The 17,624-nt window shown below is 56.6% G+C and carries 17 protein-coding genes, 1 pseudogene and 1 riboswitch; of the genes and pseudogenes, 9 read left to right on the top strand and 9 right to left on the bottom strand.

Annotated elements, in window-relative coordinates; all coding sequences use genetic code 11:
• The first annotated feature begins 4 nt into the window (after positions 1-4).
• From phnL to phnN, 3 genes are read left to right on the top strand one after another with little or no spacing between them, the layout of a single operon-like run.
• On the top strand, positions 5-709 hold the full coding sequence (gene phnL / locus OMR58_RS11140) for a phosphonate C-P lyase system protein PhnL (RefSeq protein WP_105594868.1): 705 nt from the start codon (positions 5-7) through the stop codon (positions 707-709).
• Entirely contained in the window at positions 706-1,842 is a 1,137-nt protein-coding gene (phnM, locus tag OMR58_RS11135) for an alpha-D-ribose 1-methylphosphonate 5-triphosphate diphosphatase (protein ID WP_200560795.1), read from the top strand. The genes phnL and phnM overlap by 4 nt, the downstream gene beginning before the upstream one ends.
• Positions 1,842-2,405 (top strand): ribose 1,5-bisphosphokinase, encoded by a 564-nt coding sequence (gene phnN / locus OMR58_RS11130; RefSeq protein WP_200560796.1) that lies wholly within the window; start codon positions 1,842-1,844, stop codon positions 2,403-2,405. Before phnM ends, phnN begins: the two co-directional genes overlap by 1 nt.
• A gap of 179 nt (positions 2,406-2,584) precedes the next feature.
• Here the strand turns inward: phnN and OMR58_RS11125 are convergent, their stop codons facing one another.
• The 3 genes from OMR58_RS11125 to OMR58_RS11115 are packed head-to-tail and all read right to left on the bottom strand — an operon-like array spanning position 2,585 to position 5,876.
• On the bottom strand, positions 2,585-4,090 hold the full coding sequence (locus OMR58_RS11125; RefSeq protein WP_264545934.1) for an FAD-binding oxidoreductase: 1,506 nt from the start codon (positions 4,088-4,090) through the stop codon (positions 2,585-2,587).
• A gap of 17 nt (positions 4,091-4,107) precedes the next feature.
• Positions 4,108-4,464, bottom strand: coding sequence for a c-type cytochrome (locus OMR58_RS11120; protein WP_200560798.1), 357 nt, complete (start codon positions 4,462-4,464; stop codon positions 4,108-4,110).
• Between the two features lie 20 nt (positions 4,465-4,484).
• Positions 4,485-5,876 carry a cytochrome c gene (locus OMR58_RS11115; protein WP_264545933.1) on the bottom strand — a complete coding sequence of 464 codons (1,392 nt, stop codon included), beginning with the start codon at positions 5,874-5,876 and terminating at the stop codon, positions 4,485-4,487.
• Between the two features lie 302 nt (positions 5,877-6,178).
• On the opposite strand from OMR58_RS11115, the pseudogene OMR58_RS11110 reads away from it, so the two are divergent.
• Both OMR58_RS11110 and OMR58_RS11105 read left to right on the top strand, forming a co-directional pair.
• Positions 6,179-6,556: pseudogene (locus OMR58_RS11110) on the top strand (Rpn family recombination-promoting nuclease/putative transposase); the annotation flags it as partial.
• 82 nt (positions 6,557-6,638) lie between these two features.
• Positions 6,639-6,752: riboswitch (TPP riboswitch) on the top strand.
• A gap of 76 nt (positions 6,753-6,828) precedes the next feature.
• Entirely contained in the window at positions 6,829-7,467 is a 639-nt protein-coding gene (locus OMR58_RS11105; RefSeq protein WP_264545932.1) for a TenA family protein, read from the top strand.
• 118 nt (positions 7,468-7,585) lie between these two features.
• Here the strand turns inward: OMR58_RS11105 and OMR58_RS11100 are convergent, their stop codons facing one another.
• From OMR58_RS11100 to citC, 6 genes are read right to left on the bottom strand one after another with little or no spacing between them, the layout of a single operon-like run.
• The gene (locus OMR58_RS11100; RefSeq protein WP_264545931.1) at positions 7,586-9,049 is read right to left on the bottom strand and encodes an anion permease; all 1,464 of its coding nucleotides are present in this window, start codon (positions 9,047-9,049) and stop codon (positions 7,586-7,588) included.
• A 21-nt stretch (positions 9,050-9,070) separates the two neighbouring features.
• Positions 9,071-9,622, bottom strand: coding sequence for a citrate lyase holo-[acyl-carrier protein] synthase (gene citX / locus OMR58_RS11095; protein WP_264545930.1), 552 nt, complete (start codon positions 9,620-9,622; stop codon positions 9,071-9,073).
• A gap of 3 nt (positions 9,623-9,625) precedes the next feature.
• Positions 9,626-11,143 carry a citrate lyase subunit alpha gene (citF, locus tag OMR58_RS11090; protein ID WP_264545929.1) on the bottom strand — a complete coding sequence of 506 codons (1,518 nt, stop codon included), beginning with the start codon at positions 11,141-11,143 and terminating at the stop codon, positions 9,626-9,628.
• 9 nt (positions 11,144-11,152) lie between these two features.
• Positions 11,153-12,061, bottom strand: coding sequence for an aldolase/citrate lyase family protein (locus OMR58_RS11085; protein ID WP_264545928.1), 909 nt, complete (start codon positions 12,059-12,061; stop codon positions 11,153-11,155).
• A complete protein-coding gene (gene citD, locus OMR58_RS11080; RefSeq protein ID WP_264545927.1) occupies positions 12,058-12,354 on the bottom strand; it encodes a citrate lyase acyl carrier protein in 297 nt (98 codons plus the stop codon). The genes OMR58_RS11085 and citD overlap by 4 nt, the downstream gene beginning before the upstream one ends.
• A complete protein-coding gene (gene citC / locus OMR58_RS11075) occupies positions 12,351-13,409 on the bottom strand; it encodes a [citrate (pro-3S)-lyase] ligase (RefSeq protein WP_264545926.1) in 1,059 nt (352 codons plus the stop codon). The genes citD and citC overlap by 4 nt, the downstream gene beginning before the upstream one ends.
• 322 nt (positions 13,410-13,731) lie before the next feature.
• Between citC and OMR58_RS11070 the strand changes: the two genes are divergently transcribed.
• The 4 genes from OMR58_RS11070 (at position 13,732) to phnD (ending at position 17,576) form a co-directional block, all read left to right on the top strand.
• Positions 13,732-15,012 carry an ATP-binding protein gene (locus OMR58_RS11070; RefSeq protein ID WP_264545925.1) on the top strand — a complete coding sequence of 427 codons (1,281 nt, stop codon included), beginning with the start codon at positions 13,732-13,734 and terminating at the stop codon, positions 15,010-15,012.
• Positions 14,981-15,670, top strand: coding sequence for a two-component response regulator DpiA (gene dpiA / locus OMR58_RS11065; RefSeq protein WP_264545924.1), 690 nt, complete (start codon positions 14,981-14,983; stop codon positions 15,668-15,670). The genes OMR58_RS11070 and dpiA overlap by 32 nt, the downstream gene beginning before the upstream one ends.
• Before the next feature lie 121 nt (positions 15,671-15,791).
• Positions 15,792-16,625 carry a phosphonate ABC transporter ATP-binding protein gene (phnC, locus tag OMR58_RS11060; RefSeq protein ID WP_200547831.1) on the top strand — a complete coding sequence of 278 codons (834 nt, stop codon included), beginning with the start codon at positions 15,792-15,794 and terminating at the stop codon, positions 16,623-16,625.
• Between the two features lie 24 nt (positions 16,626-16,649).
• Entirely contained in the window at positions 16,650-17,576 is a 927-nt protein-coding gene (gene phnD / locus OMR58_RS11055; protein ID WP_105594885.1) for a phosphonate ABC transporter substrate-binding protein, read from the top strand.
• The last annotated feature ends 48 nt before the right edge of the window (positions 17,577-17,624 follow it).

Raw genomic sequence — 17,624 nt, 5'->3', positions numbered from 1 at the left:
CGCTATGAACCTCAAACTGCGCATCGAGAATCTGTCTAAAACCTTCGTCATGCACAATCAGCACGGCGCAAGGCTTCCGGTGCTGAATAACGCGTCCCTTCAGGTGGCCGCTGGCGAATGCGTGGTGCTGCACGGGCATTCCGGCAGCGGTAAATCCACACTGCTGCGTTCGCTGTACGGTAACTATCTGCCGGACAGCGGCCATATCTGGGTTGAGCACCATCAGCAGTGGGTGGATCTGGTCAGCGCCCCGGCCAGGCAGATCCTCGCGCTGCGCCGCGACACGATTGGCTGGGTCAGCCAGTTTCTGCGGGTGATCCCGCGTATAAGCACGCTGGAAGTGGTGATGCAGCCGCTGCTGGAGCGCGGCGTGGATCGGGCAGAAAGCGAAGAGCGGGCGCAGGCGCTGTTGGGGCACCTGAACGTGCCGTCGCGTCTGTGGTCGCTGCCGCCGTCAACATTTTCCGGCGGTGAACAGCAGCGGGTCAATATCGCGCGCGGTTTTATCGCCGAATCCCCGATTCTGCTGTTGGATGAACCCACCGCCTCGCTGGACAGCGTCAACTGTGCTGCGGTGGTTTCGCTGATTGAACAGGCGCGCGCCCGCGGTGCCGCCATCGTCGGAATTTTTCATGATAATGCGGTGCGCGAACGCGTCGCCGATCGTCTGCATGTGATGCAGTCTGTTACCCCGGAGCACGCCGTATGATCATTAACAACGTAAAGCTTATCCTCGAACGGGAAGTGGTCAGCGGTTCGCTGGCCTGTGATAACGGCATCATTACCGCCTATGCCGAAACGCCAAGTCAGCTGCCGGGAGCCATTGATGGTGAAGGCGGCTGGCTGATGCCCGGTATGGTCGAGCTGCATACCGACAATCTGGATAAATTCTTTACCCCGCGTCCGAAAGTGGACTGGCCTGCGCATTCGGCAATGAGCAGCCACGATGCGCTGATTATTGCCAGCGGGATCACCACGGTGCTGGATGCCATCGGCGTGGGCGACGTGCGCGATGGCGGCCACCGTATGGAAAATCTTAACAAGATGATTAATGCCATCCGCCACAGTGAAAAACACGGCCTGAACCGCGCCGAGCATCGCCTGCATCTGCGCTGCGAGCTGCCGCACGACTCCACGCTGCCGCTGTTTGAACAGCTGATGTGCAATCCGGCACTGTCGCTGGTGTCGCTGATGGACCATTCGCCGGGCCAGCGCCAGTACGTTTCGCTGGACGCCTGGCGTATCTATTTCGGCGGGAAATACCAGATGAACGACGAGCAGCTGGATGCCTATCAGGCCGAGCAGCTGCGCCTTGCCTCGCGCTGGTCGACGCCAAATCGTGAGGCGATCTCCGCCTGGTGCCGCCAGTATCATATTCCGCTGGCCAGCCATGATGACGCCACCCACGAACACGTGCTGGAATCGAAAGGCGTGGGCAGCACGGTCGCCGAGTTCCCGACCACCGAAGAGGCCGCATGTTCATCGCGCGAGATGGGGCTACAGGTGCTGATGGGCGCGCCGAATATCGTTCGTGGCGGATCGCACTCCGGCAACGTAGCAGCACGCGACCTGGCCTCGAAGGGGCTGCTGGATATCCTTTCCTCGGATTACTATCCGGCCAGTCTGCTGGATGCCGCCTTCCGTCTGGCTGCTGATGACGAGATCGCGATGGATCTGCCTGCCGCCGTTGCGCTGGTCACCCGTAACCCGGCGCACGCCATCGGGCTGACCGATCGTGGCGTGATCGCTGAAGGAAAACGTGCGGATCTGGTGCTGGTTCATCAGCCAAGGGAACAGGTCTATATCAAAAACGTCTGGGCGAAAGGCCGGATGGTGTTCTGATGGCGCGGTTAATCTGGCTGATGGGGGCATCCGGCTCCGGCAAGGACAGCCTGCTGCTGGCACTGCGCGAAAGCGCTCCCGATCGGGTGGTAGTGGCGCACCGCTATATTACCCGCAGCGCCTCTGCCGGAGGGGAAAATCATATTGCGCTCAGCGAGCATGAGTTCCTGCGCCGCAGCGAGTTCGGCATGTTTGCCATTGAGTGGCAGGCGCACCAGTTTTACTACGCGCTGGGTAGCGAGATCGATCTGTGGCTGGCCAGTGGACTGGACGTGGTGGTCAACGGTTCGCGCCGCCATCTGGCGATTGCACAGCAGCGCTACGGCGACCGTCTGCTGCCGGTGTGCCTGCAGGTTTCGCCGGAGGTGCTGGCAAAGCGGCTGCGCCAGCGCGGACGCGAGGACGAAAGCGAAATTGCCCGTCGGATGCAGCGTGCGGCAGAGCCGATCTCGGCAGGGTGCTTGACGCTAAATAACGACGGGGCACTGGAACGCACGCTAAAAGATTTTTCGCTGCTGCTGGCGGAAGTACCGTGCCGGGATGCGGAACAGAACAGCAGGTAACCGTACTATGGCCAGCCATTGTGCACTTGCGCGCAATGGCTGCCTGGATAAAGGTCAAAGTGACTTTTTCAAAGCCAAACTAAGAAATCAAAAATTGATGACTGATTACCAATGAGCCATTATCTGTTGGCGTATGACGCAATTGACGCGCAAAGCATGCGCAGACTGCCTCCTGTACCTCACATGTCAGAGACAACAACCCCGTCCTTTTCCTGTTTGATATAGCTGTAAAAGCGTTTTTCCGGATCGTACATTTCCCGGACCTGATTCAGCTTCTGCCATTTCTCGGCAGAAAAACACTGATTCACCATCTCCGGGGCGACATCCAAATCGATTTCATTAATGTAGTAACCTTTCGCGTACGGTTTGATCGCCGCGTTGAGTTTCAGCATCAGCTTCCTGTTCGCCTCAATTTCTTCTTCCGTTGAGCCGATCAGATACCAGGAGATATAGTGCGGTGCCCAGTAGGTAAAACTGCACGGTTCCGGCACCGTCGGATTGGTATCAATCACCGAAAAACCAAACGAACGCGAATCAACGGCTTCGTTTTCCAGCAGTTCGGCAACAACCGGCAGCGCCAGCTCTGGCCGATCGGTGAAAAAGGCCGTTTCGCTGGTTCTGCTGGTGCTGTAGGCATCCGTTGCGCCCAGCGCCTGGAACAGATCCAGATAGGTCAGGGAGCGATTATGCACGCTTTGCAGGGTGCACAAATCCGGGAGTTTGCTGTTATTAAAAATGTCGGCCACTTCCCGTGCTTCCGCCTCCGTACTGCCAAATGAAATCACGTTAAGCGCCAGATGCCAGCGCTGTTCTGACGGCGGTGTACCCGGCGGGGAGAACTTGCCCAGCGCGCCGAGGATCTCCGAACGCTTCGCATTGGCCGGCAGCAGCGTCATGATTTCATCCAGCGCGGGGCGCAGGTCCGTAACGGGAAAGTAAAAACTGTTCATAATCGCGGTGGGCGCATCGTGCAGCTTTAGTCTGTAGCGCAATACTACGGCGAAAAATCCCGGGCCAACGCCGCGCATCGCCCAGTAGAGATCCGGGTTTTCTTCGGGCGAGGCCATGACGATCGAGCCGTCCGCTAACATCACCTCTGCCGCCAGAATCGACCCACACGCCATACCATAGGCGGGCATATTCCAGCCCATGCCACCGCCTAACAGAAATCCACCGAGGGTAACGAATCCGGTATGCGCCCCTGGGAATACCAGCCCTTTATCAAAGGTGGCTTCGTTCAATTCCTGACTAAGAACCCCGGGCCCGGCCCAGGCGGTTTTGGTCTGCGGGTCCAGCTCAATACTGTTAAAACGCGACATGTCGATGGTCACTGCGCCGTTACGTAACGGGGCCAGCGTGATGTTATGCCCGGAGCTGCGCAGTGCAACCCGACGCCCCGTCTGCTTTGCATAGATCAGCAGGATTTTTATATCTTCAGCGTCCAGCGGCTGAGCAATCACATCAGGGAATCGTTTCGGCTTTTTATTGTACCAGGTCATCGCCCAGAACCAGCGGAAATAGCGCGGGTCGGCGTGGCTGATAAAGGGCCCCTTGAAGCCTTTTGGTCGAACAGGATCGCTGCCGGCAGCAAAACTGGTGACCGGGCGAAGCAGGCCTGAAAACAGTATGCCAACGGCAGCTGCGGCCTTGAGGAAATGTCTGCGTGCCAGTAATAACGTCTGCACAAAAGCTCCTTGTCAGATTACGGGTTGGCGGAAGGCAACTGGCTAAAGTAATGAGAAAGTTGGCTGATATCTGTGTCCGTCAGACCGTTCACAACGTTCTGCATCATGCCGTTTTTACGGCTGCCGTCACGAAAGGCCTGGAGCTGACTGCGTAAATAGGGTGCTTTTTGCCCGGCCAGATTGGGCCACTCCGGATTCTGGCTTATACCGCCCGGACCATGGCAGCTCATGCAGCGGCTGGCCGTTTCGGGCTGCGCAAATTCCTGGCTTTTACCATCCGTGCCATCCGACATCGCCAGTGCCTGCGGCGCAGCGAAAATCGCCATGCTGGTCAGGAAAAGCCATATCAGTAAGCGGCGATTGCTGTTTTTCATACCCACTCCGTCAGTTCTCATTAGTCGCGTACGCTGTTAGCGTTGCGTGTTGTTATATTTTGCCGCACCTCGGCCACCGCTGAAGCGGACACTTCAGGGGCCTGATTGCCCCATGACGAACGAATGAAATTCAATATGTCGGCGATATTTCCGTCGCTGAGTGAATCGGCATAAGCGGGCATGGAATAAAGCGTGTCGTTGTGTTTTGTTTCGGCATTGGTTGCGCCTTCCAGCACAATTTTTATTAAGCTGGCCGGGTCGGGATTATTGACCATGGTATTTAACGCCAGCGCCGGGAATTTATTTTTGTAGCCCAGTCCGTTAGATAAATGGCAGCCTTCGCAGTGGGATAAATACTGTTTTGCTCCGGGGCTTAATGCCTCTCCTCGCGATAACTGATTCAGGGTTGTTAAATCGTAATAGGGCTTATCCTGTATGATATTCGGCTGTAACGAGCGCAGATAAGCGGCGATGGCCGAGAGATCGCTGTCCGACATATATTGTGTGGAGTGGGTGACAACATCGGACATCGGGCCGAAAGTGGCGGTTTTATCTGAACGGCCGGTTTTCAGTAGCGCAACGATTTCATCAGCGTGAGTTTGCCCCAGCCCTGAACGCTGCTCGCCGCGTAGTGAGGGCACCGAATAGCCATCAATGACCTGACCGCCGGACAAGTACTGGGTGCCTTTGCTGTTATCAAAAACGACTTCCTGCAGCGTGATGGCGCGGGGCGTATGGCAGGCACCGCAGTGGCCGAGGCCGGTGACATAATAAGCACCGAGCGCAACCGGTTCTTTCGGCAACGGACCCGGCGGCAGTGGTTTTGGTGCAAAAAGCCAGCGCCACCAGGTCATGGGCCAGCGCATCGAGAGCGGCCAGGGAATGGTGTTGTGCTCGCGGGGAGCCGCGACAGGCGTAACACCGTGCATGAAATAGGCATAAAGCGCTGCCATGTCGTTGTCAGTAATACGCGAGTAAGAGGTCCACGGCATGGCGGGGTATAGCGTGTCATCTGAAGGAGCAATGCCGTATCTGACCGCACGTTCAAAGTCGCCAAACGAATAGTTACCAATACCGGTTTTCTTATCCGGCGTGATGTTCGGCGGGATCATGCCACCAATCGGGGAGGCGATGGGTAAACCGCCACTAAACGCCGGTTTACCGGGGGCCGTATGACAGGCAACACAGTCACCCACGCGAGCCAGATATTCACCACGTGCAACCTGTTGTTCATCCATCGGTAAGGATATTTTAGCGTTGGGATAGCCAGGTTTGGGGATGATAAGAGTGGCTAACCAGGCAAGCACGGCAGCCACAGCCACACAGGCAACGACCCCGCTGGTCCAGCGGCATAGCCGGGATGTGGTCGAACATTTGGTGTGATTTTTGGTCTTTCCCTGGCCATTTTTCATCGGTTTTGATGCCTTGAGTGTGAATTATTTTTCGCTATTTAGTGCTCGTTTATTAGCAATGCGGGTTTTGATTGTTGAAATAACTCGAGAGGATAGTGTCTGAGTTTCTATATTTAAGTTATAAACGAGGTGAGTATGTTCCAGTGCAGGTCAATTTTTTAAACCAAAAATGCCGAGGCGGGTAAATTCGATTTTTTATTAAGACATACTGGTTATTGCATATAATTTACATTTATTTATGCGAGGCAATACTCAGAATTATGTCTATGCCGTTGTGCCTTATTCGGTAATTTTTCAGACATGAAAAACATATCCATCAGCGCGATCTCACCGGGCTGTTGGATCGATTGGCAACCCTGATTTTGGCAAAACACATGACGGGACAGCAGTTGGTTACGCTGGTAAACTATTTTGCGCACTCGGCGGAATTGTCCGATGCAGAGGTTTTTATCCGTAAACTGGCACAGCGCGTGCCGTCGCATAAGGATCAGCTAATGACTCTTGCAGAGCAGCTTGAAAAGAAAGGAATGAAAAAAGGGATTCTGCTCGGGGAGCAGCGCGGCGAACGTTCAGCTACGCTGAAAATTGCGCGAATGATGCTGCGCAATGGACTGGACCCGATCACGGTGATGAAGATAACCGGTTTGAGTGAAGATGACCTCGCAAAGATACCGTATTGATTTTATTTCGTCCGCTGTAAAGTTTTTCAGTCTTAGAGTTTTTGTTTACAACATCTGAACTGACAGGTTATGTTTCTTGCCGAACCTTTCCAGGGGGAGCCCACCAGCGGGCTGAGAGTTTGCACTTGCAACGGTGCGAAGACCCTTAATACCTGATCCGGATAATGCCGGCGAAGGGATGGCGCAACCTGTCTGACTTTTGCCTGCCTCCGATCGAGACGGCCAGAGTATCCACATTCAGTCGCGCTGTCTTTACTTTACAGGACAACACGATGACCGAACGTTTTACCGAAATCCTGCGTAACCAAAATCTGCCAACCTGGTCGGCGGCCGTTAATCACCGTTTCGTTGAGGAGCTGGTGACTGGCACCGTTGACGACCGTGTGATGATCAATTATCTGATTCAGGATCACCGCTTCCTCGACAGCTTCCTGATCCTGGTTGGCGCGGCAATGGCCAGTGCGGATACCACCGAAGCACGCCTGCGTTTTGGCCGCTTTGCCGGGATGGTTTCCTCCGAAGAAAACACCTATTTCCTGCGTTCGTTTATCGCGCTGGGCGTCAGTGAGCAGCTACGTAACGAACAGCCGGATACCGCTCCGACGGCCGGTTTTAAAGCCATCATGCGTGAAGCGGCAGCCACCCGCAGCTATGCGGCGATCCTTACCGTGCTGAACGTAGCTGAATGGCTGTATTATGACTGGGCGACTCACGCTGCCCGACCGCTGCCGGAGAATTTCGTCTACGCCGAGTGGGTTACGCTGCATGATAATCCGGATTTCAACGCGTTTGTGGCATTTATCCGTGAGGAACTGGATCGTGTTGGGCCAGCAGAAGCCTCGCAGTGTGAGGATCTTTTCCGCCGTGCGGTGGGGCTGGAGAAGGCATTTTTTGATGCGGCTTATGCGTAAATCACGCTGAAAGCAGGGTAATGTCAATACGAGTTGCCCGAGAAACTCGGGCATCCGGAGCGTCATAAAGAAGGGGCAGAAAGCCAGTGCAGTCTGCCCCAAAAAACTGCCCCGAAAATCAGCTCCACAGTGCCAGAATTGGCCAGCCGACCAGCAGCAGTAGCGAAATAAATACCACGCCGAATATCGCACCCAGCCGCCAGTAATCTTTCGACTTAACGTAGCCGCAGCCGTAGATAATCACGCCGGGACCGGTGGCATACGGCGTCAGGCAGCCCATAATACCAATCGACAGCACCAGCAGGATACACAGGTGCTCCATCGGCACGCCGGGAATACCTTTCCCCACGGCAAGGATCATCGGCAGCATGGTGGCGGTGTGGGCAGACAGGCTGGCAAACAGATAGTGGGCAAAATAGAACACCAGCACCAGCGCCACCACCGTACCGCTGGGGGAGAATCCCTCCAGATGGCGACTCATGGTGTTGGCAAACCAGTCGATAAAGCCGGAGCGGGTCAGGCCATTCGCCATCACCACCAGCGTGGCGAGGTTAACCAGCGTATTCCAGGCGCTGTGATATTTAGTGATGTCCTTCCACGGAACCACGTGCAGCGCCAGCATCAGGGATACCGCCAGCAGGCCGACCGCCGTGGCGTTAATAATTTTGCCGCCAAATACCCACAAAGACAGACTCAGCAGCACCAGACCAATCAGCGTCATCTCCTGGCGCGTCAGGCGACCCATCTCTTTTAGCGCGCCACCCGCCCAGTTTGAGACTTCCTCGCTGTGGGTGATCTCTGGCTTATAAAGAATATAGGACAGCCAGGGTGCCACGATCAGCAGGATAATCCCCACCGGCAGGAAGCTGAGGAACCACTGCAGCCAGCTGATATGAATACCGGCAATTTTACCCACAAACTCCAGGCCCAGCACGTTAGGCGCGGCACCAGTAATAAACATCGATGAGCTGAGACTGGTGCCTATCACCATCATCCACATCAGGTAGCCGCCGATGCGCTTTGACGAGGGATCGTTGGGGAATGATTTAAACAGCGGCGGCAGGTTTTTGATCACCGGGAACACCGTGCCGCCGGTGCGTGCGGTATTGGAAGGGGTAAACGGTGCCAGCATAATGTCGATGATCACGATGGCGTAGCCCAGCGTCAGCGTGCGCTTACCCATAAACTTAACCATAAACAGTGCGATACGTCGGCCCAGACCGGTAACTTCATAGCCCAGCGCGAAGATAAATGCGCCGAACACCAGCCAGACCGTCGAGCTGGAAAAGCCCGCTAAACCCCATTTCAGCGCCTGTTTACCGGCGTTAAATTCCGGATCTGCCAGCTCGGCGGCATCAAACAACACGTAGTGACTGCCGATAACGCAAATGGTTACGGCGATAAAACTGATCGCGGTTGCCGGGATGGGCTCAAGAATCATCCCAACAATCATCGCCACAAATACCGCAAAATAGTGCCAGGCCTGCGGCGGCATGCCATCAGGCACCGGGATCAGCAGCATAATGGCGAGAACAACCAGCGGTGCCAGAGATTTCCATATCTTATCTTTCGCAATGGACATAATCGATCCTCTATCAGGGATTTAATGATGGTTAATGGCATCAGCCTTCTGGAGCAGCGCGTCCATCTGGCGGAGCAGGTCGGTCACCGGATGTGCGCGATTGCGGGCGCACACCGAGGCCTCCTGCTGACACAGCAGACAGGTGCGGGGAGGCAGGCCGAAGTCTTTGCGCGACAGAAGGGTTCCCTGCGGCGTGAGCACGTCAAAATCCCACAGCCTGCCCAGCGGCGAAGCCTGCTCGAGATCGATCAGCGCGCGCTTCACCCGTTCGGCGGGCGCGTTAACCGCCAGCAGACCTTCCGGGCCGCTGGGTAGCGCAACGCAGCGCTGGCGGTTAATTTCCCAGCCGGACGCTTCCAGCAACTGCCGTAACGCCCGCAGGCCGCGATTGAAAATGTGCCGTGTGAGCGGGCTGTCTTTTACCGATCCCGGTGCCAGAACGGTGAAGGAAATTAACGTACTGGCATCGTGCGCCAGCCATTCCTGCTGACGTGCGCGGCGTGCATCCCGGCTGGTCAGCAGCTGCTCCACGGTGATAACGGCGCGGGTGGCCGAGGTGATATATAGCGGCATGATTCACTCCCTGACCTGACGAACGACATCAATCACCGAGCCGTCGCGGTAGCGCACCACCGCAATAGTTCGATCGGTAAAGGCAATCGGCCGAGGCTTGCCGGTCAGCAGTTCGGCCCGCTCGCGCAGCCATTCAATCGGCACCACCTTTATACCAGCCTCCTTCAGCCGATCGGCCAGTTCGGGGCGGGCCGGATTAACGGCAATACCGTGATCGGTAACCAAAATGTCGATGCTGGAACCCGGCGTCACGCAGGTGGTGACCTTATCAACCAGCGTTGGGATACGGCCCCGAACCAGCGGAGCAACGATAATCGACAGCGCGGCGGCAACCGCCGTGTCGCAGTGGCCGCCTGAAGCACCGCGCAGTACGCCGTCGGAACCGGTCAGTACGTTAACGTTAAAACTGGTGTCCACCTCCAGCGCGCTGAGGATCACCACATCCAGGCGATCGACCGAGGCACCTTTTGAACTCCAGTTGGCGTACTGGTTGGCGCTGATCTCAATATGGTTTGGGTTGCGCGCCAGCGATTCCGCCGCGTGGCGGTCAAAGCTTTGCACGTCGAGCAGCTTGCCGATCAGCCCCTTTTCGTGCAGGTCGACCATTGCGGCGGTAATGCCGCCCAGGGCAAACGCGGCGTGAACATCGCGGCGGCGCATGCTGTCCTCCAGGAAACGGGTCACCGCCAGTGAGGCACCGCCGGTGCCGGTTTGCAGCGAGAATCCGTTCCTGAAGTAACCAGAGTTAACCACCACTTCGGCGGCGCTGCGGGCGATCAGCAGCTCACGAGGGTTGGTGGTCATGCGGGTGGCATCCGCGCCGATTTTGTCGGCATCGCCCACGCGTTCGACCTGAACAATCAGATCGACCCGATCCTGCGCAATGCTGGCCGGCGCGTGCGGGTAGCTGACGATCTCTTCGGTCAGCAGCACCACCTTATGGGCGTAATCGGCATCGACTTTGGCATAGCCTAATGAGCCGCAGCAGGCGCGGCCGATGCGGCCATTGGCGTTCCCCGCCGGGTCGCAGGCCGGTACGCCAAGAAAGGCGACATCGATGCTCAGCTCGCCGCGCTCAACCAGCTCGACGCGGCCGCCGTGGGAGTGGATTTGTACCGGTTCGGCAAGCAGCCCGCGTGATATCGCCTCCGCCAGCGGGCCACGCAGGCCGGAGGTGTAAATGCGGCTGACCACGTTATTGCGGATGTGATCGACCAGCGGCGCGTGGCAGTCGTTCAGCGAACTGGAGGCCAGCGTCAGGTTTTTAAAACCCATACGGGCCAGGGTTTCCATCACCGCATTAAGCGTCAGATCGCCACCGCGAAAAGCGTGATGGAAGGAAACGGTCATACCGTCTTTGAGCCCCGAACGGCGAACGGCCTCTTCGAGAGTGGCGCACAGTTTGCCATCCCGGGGTTTCTGCGCCTGCAAATTGAGTTTCGAAACCGGTTGATACGCCGGATAGTCAAACGCTGACCGGCGCTGCTCGCTGCTGTGTTCCTGCTGTTGATGCTGAGTCATAGTCTGTCCTTATTCATCACGAATTCCGGAAAGCACCGCGCGGGAAAGCACCAGGCGGGCGCGCTCAATGACCGGGCTGTCGACCATTTTTCCGTTGAGCGACACCACGCCGCGCCCTTCAAGCGCCGCCGTTTCGGCAGCCTCGACAATTTGTTGAGCCTGATTAAAGGCCTTGCGCGTGGGGGCATAGAGGTTGTGCAGCAAATCGATCTGGCGCGGGTTAATCAGCGATTTACCGTCGAAACCCAGCTGGTGGATATGCGCCGCTTCATGCAGGAAACCGGCATCGTTGTTGGCATCGGAATAGACGGTGTCGAACGCCTGAATGCCCGCCGAACGTGCAGCCTGCAGAATCGAGCAGCGGGCAAACAGCAGCTCTACGCCTTCCGGGGAGCGCTCGGTGCGCAGATCGCGCACGTAGTCCTCCGCCCCCAGCGCGATACCGATCAAACGCGGTGACGCGTGGGCAATTGCCACCGCCTGGGTAATCCCCTGAGCGGATTCGATCGCCGCCAGTAATCCGGTACTGCCGGGCTCGCGGCCGCACTGCGCTTCGATGCGGCTGATTTCAGTTTCGATATCGACGACGTCCTGCGCGTTGTCGGTTTTCGGCAGGCGCACGATATCCGCGCCGCCGCGCACCACGGCCTCCAGATCGTCCAGACCGAAGGCGGAATCCAGGGCATTGACGCGCACAATAGTTTCGACGTCCCGGTAAAGGGGATGCTGGAGTGCGTGATAGACCAGACGGCGGGCGGCGTCTTTCTCGCGCAGGATCACCGAGTCTTCAAGGTCAAACATCAGCGCGTCGGCGCGATAAATAAATGCGTTACTGACCATCGCGGCGTTAGCGCCGGGAACAAACAGCATGCTGCGGCGGATGCGTGAGCGCCGCGCTTCATTGTGTGGCGTGCTCATTTTGCGTTCTCCCAGGGCAGGGCTGCGAGGCCATCGGCGCGGGCCAGCAGGGTTTCCAGACGGGCGCGCAGGATGCAGTCCAGCGCGCCTTTATCGTCGACGATCAGCTGCACGCCCTGTACGCCGTAGTGACGCAGCGTCTGCGCAATGGTGGCGCGGATCGCCTCACCAAACTGCTTTTCAACGCTGCTGTTAATTTGCAGATCGATTTCCTGCCCGTCGGCAGGCGCGATGCGGATCATCACATCGCCTGATTCCAGAGTGCCGGCAACGGCTGCATGGATTATTTTCATGTTTCACCTGTTACTGATTCAGAATGGGGTTGTTTCCCGGCAGGGAGCATTTGCTGCAGATAGTCGAAGGTGGTGGGCGGCACCAGATGTTCGATCGTGGCGACCTGCTGCTTCACCAGCAGCTGGCGGACCCAGGAAGCGGAAATGGCTTTGCCCTGATACTGCACGCGCTCAATTTCAACCAGCTCAATCGGTGGTGCATCCATCGCCGGATCGTTCAGGCAGCGGCGCATATCGCGGTTGTAATCAGCGGTCACCGTACAAAACGGTTCGTTGCCGACAAAGCGGTGGGTAATTCCCAGCGCCGGGGCAATGTGCTGGCGAAAGATTTGCAGATCGATTTCGGTGTAGCAGTGATCGATCACTCCCTGTTCTTTGATGAAGTAGCAGGGGAAGGTGGCACGGGAGATCAGGTATTCCGAGCCGCGATGCACCGTCAGGCCCTGAATGTCTGCGGTCCCGGCACGCACCAGCGCCAGGCGATCTTCATACGGGAAGCGCGAGGTATCTTCCTTCACCAGGAACACGTGCAGCCAGTCACACCGGGCAGCGGCCTGTTGGATCAGATAGCGGTGGCCGAGGGTGAACGGATTGGCATTCATCACGATGCAGCCGGTTTTGCTGCCGCCGCGACGCAGGGTGGTGAGAAAACTGGCGTAGCGCTCCAGGCGGGTGGCATCATTTTCCATCAGCACCATAACGCCGGGAACGCGGGCGAGAGGGTAAAAGCCGCACTGCTTAAATAACGCCTCATTTTCACTTTTCGTGTAAATAAATAAGTGCGTGCACTGCCGTTCATAGGCGAGGTTGATTAATTCCGTCGCCAGCGTTAGCGCCAGGCCTTCCCCGCGTGCGGACTCGCTGATGGCAACGCATTTAATAATATTTCCGGCAATGCCCCCGCAGGCAATCAGCTGCTCATCGCGGGTGACGGTAATAAATACCTCTACCGACGTGTCGATGTTCAAATCGTTTTGGCGTAAAAACTGAATAATGGCGGCCATCTTTCGGTTTTCAGCGCGTTTTACCTGGGAAAAAACACAATGGGATAACATATCTGAACTTTTTCCACCTCTTCACGTTTCCGTTAAGGCAACGTAGAGGATGATAAATTTTTTCAAATCAATAACATTCATTACATGAATGCGTTCGGTGACTGACTAATGCGGCGATATTACGTGCAAGGCGTGCCGTTTTTTTTGATTTGTTTCATAAACTGCGACCTGATTTAAAAGAGCTTAATGGTTTTTATTTGCTTAATTAATTTTGTGACGGATACTGGCAGGGTTTTATTTTCACTGATGCAGTGTGTTTGAATTTTATTGACAATAATGGAATCGATCGGGCGAAGCAGGGAATTAAGCAATGGTAAATAAAATGAATACAAACTGTTTACGCCTGTTCGATCGTCGAATGTTTCCTCTGCGATTCTTCCTGTTTCTGTTACTGATTTCCGCACTGTTAATCGCTGCGCTGGGGCACTATTTTTCCGCCAGATTTGAAGATTATCTGAACCATCAGGTGCGTGATATGGCGATGAATCAGGCGCGGATTATCGCCTCCAACGACAGCGTGGTGGCGGCGGTAGAGGCGCGAGATACCGCTCAGCTTCGTGCCATCGTTCGCCGCCTGGCGAGCGGCTCTGACTTTGACTATCTGGTGATCGGCGATCGCCATTCGATTCGTTTGTATCACCCCAATCCCGCTAAAATTGGCTATCCGATGCAGTGGACCAAACCCGGCGCGCTGGAGAAGGGGGAAAGCTATTTTATTAGCGGGGAAGGGTCGATTGGCGTAGCGCTGCGCGCGAAAACGCCGGTCTTTGACCGACACGGGCAGGTGGTTGGCGTAGTTTCACTCGGTTATCTTACCAGCAAAATAGAGGGCTGGCGGCGGGACTTTATCCTGCCGGTAGCCGGTGCGTTCGCGGCGATGCTTTTACTGCTGCTGTTGCTGTGGTGGCTGTTTGCCGCCTATCTGCGCCACCGAATGCGCGGCATGGAGCAGTATGTTGATGGCCTGCAAACCCAGCGCCACGAACAGCTCAACTGGATGTCGACGATCAATGGCCTGCTGCAAATGAAGGAGTACGATCGGGTACTGGAGATGGTGCACGGTGAATCGGAGTTGCAACAGGCGACGGTCGATCGCCTGCTGGGAGCTTTTGCCGACCGCCAGCTTGTCGGTCTGCTGTTTGGCAAGATGCAGCGGGCGAGCGAGCTGGGAATAACACTCGCGGTCGCTGACGGCAGCCAGCTCACGCAGCTCCCCGCAGGACTGAACAGCGGCGAATTTGCCTCTATCGTCGGCAATTTGCTGGACAACGCCTTTGAAGCCTGCCGCGACGGTTCGCCGGAAGATCGTTACGTGGAGCTGTATCTGAGTGATGAAGGGGCGGAGGTGTTAATCGAAGTAGCCGACCGGGGCTGCGGTATCGCCGAAGCGCAGCGGGATGCGATATTTAACCGGGGAGTCAGCAGCAAAGCCGATAATCACGATGAGCACGGTATTGGCCTCTATCTGATTGCTGGCTACGTGGCACGCTGCGGCGGGGTGATTACGCTGGAGGATAATCACCCTCGCGGTACGCTGTTTTCTATTTATTTACCCAAAGTGAAACCAACCCATGGCACACCCCCTGAGCATATTGATCGTTGAAGATGAAACCGCACTGGCCGAAACGCACGCCGAGTTTATTCGCCAGCGCAGCAGCCGCGGCCAGGTGTGGCTGGCGGGCGATTTAGCCCAGGCGCGGGTGATGATTGCGCGTTTCAGACCGTCACTGATCCTGCTTGATAACGCGCTGCCGGATGGAAATGGCATCACGCTGCTGCACGAATTGACGGCGGCACACAGCCCGTGCGGCGTGGTTTTCACTACTGCGGCCAGCGATATGGACACGGTCGCGGAAGCCGTCCGCTGCGGTGTTTTTGACTATCTGATTAAGCCCGTTTCCTGGTCGCGGCTGGAGCAAACGCTGGATCGCTATCAGCAGCGGTTAACGATGCTGGCAAACCCGGATGCCGCCAGCCAGCGGCAGATCGACGAGATGTTTAATGCCTACGCCCGCGCTGCCGGTGAAGTGCCGCTGCCTGCCGGTATTGACGCGTTAACCCTGGCAAAAGTCAGCGATTTGTTTACCGACCCGGACGCGCGATATACCGCCGAAACGGTGGCTCAGGAACTGAAGCTGAGCCGGACCACCGCCCGCCGCTATCTGGAATTCGCCGCCGGCCAGCAGCAGATCTGCGCTGAAATTGTTTATGGCAAAGTCGGGCGTCCCCAGCGCATCTACCGGGCGTCGTCACCGAATTAACGCCGGAAAAATTCTTTTCGCCTGTCACCGTTTCATCACCCGCCTGTCATATGAGCGTCATCGCGCTCGCCCTTAATAAGCGCACAACGACGAACGCGCTTAACAACAACGGTAAATAACAATGGCACAGGCACAGTTAAAAATTGCCCCACAGCATCAGGCGATACCTAATCCGGCCAGCCACGCCAAAGTGCTGGCGGTGAACGGTTTGGGTAAATCCTACGGCTCGCAGGCACGCGTGCTGGACGACATTAACTTCGACCTGCACGCCGGTGAGCTGGTGGCGGTTATCGGCCGTTCCGGCGCGGGGAAATCCACGCTGCTGCACGTGCTGAACGGCACGATCCCGGCCAGTGAAGGTGAGATCCGCCACTTCGCCGAAAACGGCAAACAGCAGAATATCGTTGAGCTGAACGCCCGACAGATGCGCCAGTGGCGCAGTGAGTGCGGCATGATTTTCCAGGATTTCTGCCTGGTGCCGCGTCTGGACGTGCTGACCAATGTCCTGCTGGGGCGTCTGAGCCAGACCTCGACGCTGAAATCCCTGTTTAAAATTTTCCCTGACGAGGATCGCGCCCGCGCCATTGGCCTGCTGGAGTGGCTGAATATGCTGCCGCAGGCGTTACAGCGCGCCGAGAACCTCTCCGGTGGACAGATGCAGCGCGTGGCGATCTGCCGTGCGCTGATGCAAAACCCGAAAATTCTGCTCGCCGACGAACCGGTTGCCTCGCTCGATCCGAAAAACACTCGCCGCATTATGGATGTACTGCGCCAGGTGAGTGAAAACGGCATCAGCGTGATGGTTAACCTGCACTCGGTGGAGCTGGTGAAAGAGTACTGCACGCGCGCTATCGGCATTGCCAAAGGGCGCATTGTTTTTGACGGACATCCGTCGCAGCTGACCGACAGCCTTCTTCATACTCTGTATGGCGAAGAGATGTCGCAGCTTAACTAACACTTTTGGGATACGGACACAGCAATGAAAAAATACCTACTCGCAGCGGTAATCAGCAGTGTTATGGCCGCCAACGCTTTTGCAGCAGACGCGCCAAAAGAACTGAACCTGGGCATTCTCGGCGGCCAGAACGCCACCCAGCAGATCGGTGATAACCAGTGCGTGAAAGACTTCTTCGATAAAGAGCTGAACGTTGATACCAAGCTGCGTAACTCTTCAGACTACTCTGGCGTGATCCAGGGCCTGCTGGGTGGCAAAGTGGATATGGTACTGAGCATGTCTCCATCCTCTTATGCCTCCGTGTACATCGCCGATCCGCAGGCGGTTGACGTGGTTGGTATCGTGGTGGACGATGCGGATAAATCACGCGGCTACCACTCTGTGGTCGTGGTGAAAGCCGACAGCCCGTACAAAAAACTGTCCGACCTGAAAGGTAAATCCTTCGGCATGGCCGACCCGGATTCCACTTCCGGCTTCCTGATCCCGAACCAGAGCTTCAAGAAAGAGTTCGGCGGCAGCGTGGATGACAAATACAACGGCTTCTTCTCCAGCGTGACCTTCTCCGGCGGCCACGAGCAGGATGTGCTGGGCGTGCTGAACGGCCAGTTTGAAGGCGCGGTGACCTGGGCTTCAATGATCGGCGACTACAATACCGGTTATACCAGCGGTGCCTTCACCCGTATGATCCGTGCCGGTCAGCCGGACCTGATGAAGAAAATTCGCATTATCTGGGAATCGCCGCTGATCCCTAACGGCCCGATTCTGGTCAGCAACAAGCTGCCAGCGGACTTCAAAGCCAAACTGATCACCGCGATCAAAAAGCTGGATACCGAACAGCACAGCTGCTTCGTGAAAGCCGTTGGTGGCGCACAGCATATCGGCCCGGCCACGGTAAAAGATTACCAGGCGATTATCGATATGAAACGTGAACTGACCTCCAAGCGTTCTTAATCCGCCGCTTTCTCCCCGTTTGTAAGGGCCGGACTTCCGGCCCTTAAT

Source organism: Erwinia sp. INIA01, from assembly GCF_025947915.1.
In the GTDB taxonomy this organism is placed as follows: Bacteria; Pseudomonadota; Gammaproteobacteria; order Enterobacterales; family Enterobacteriaceae; genus Erwinia; species Erwinia coffeiphila.
The sequence above is the reverse complement of the archived record's forward strand: the minus strand, read 5'-3'. Positions and strand labels throughout refer to the sequence as shown.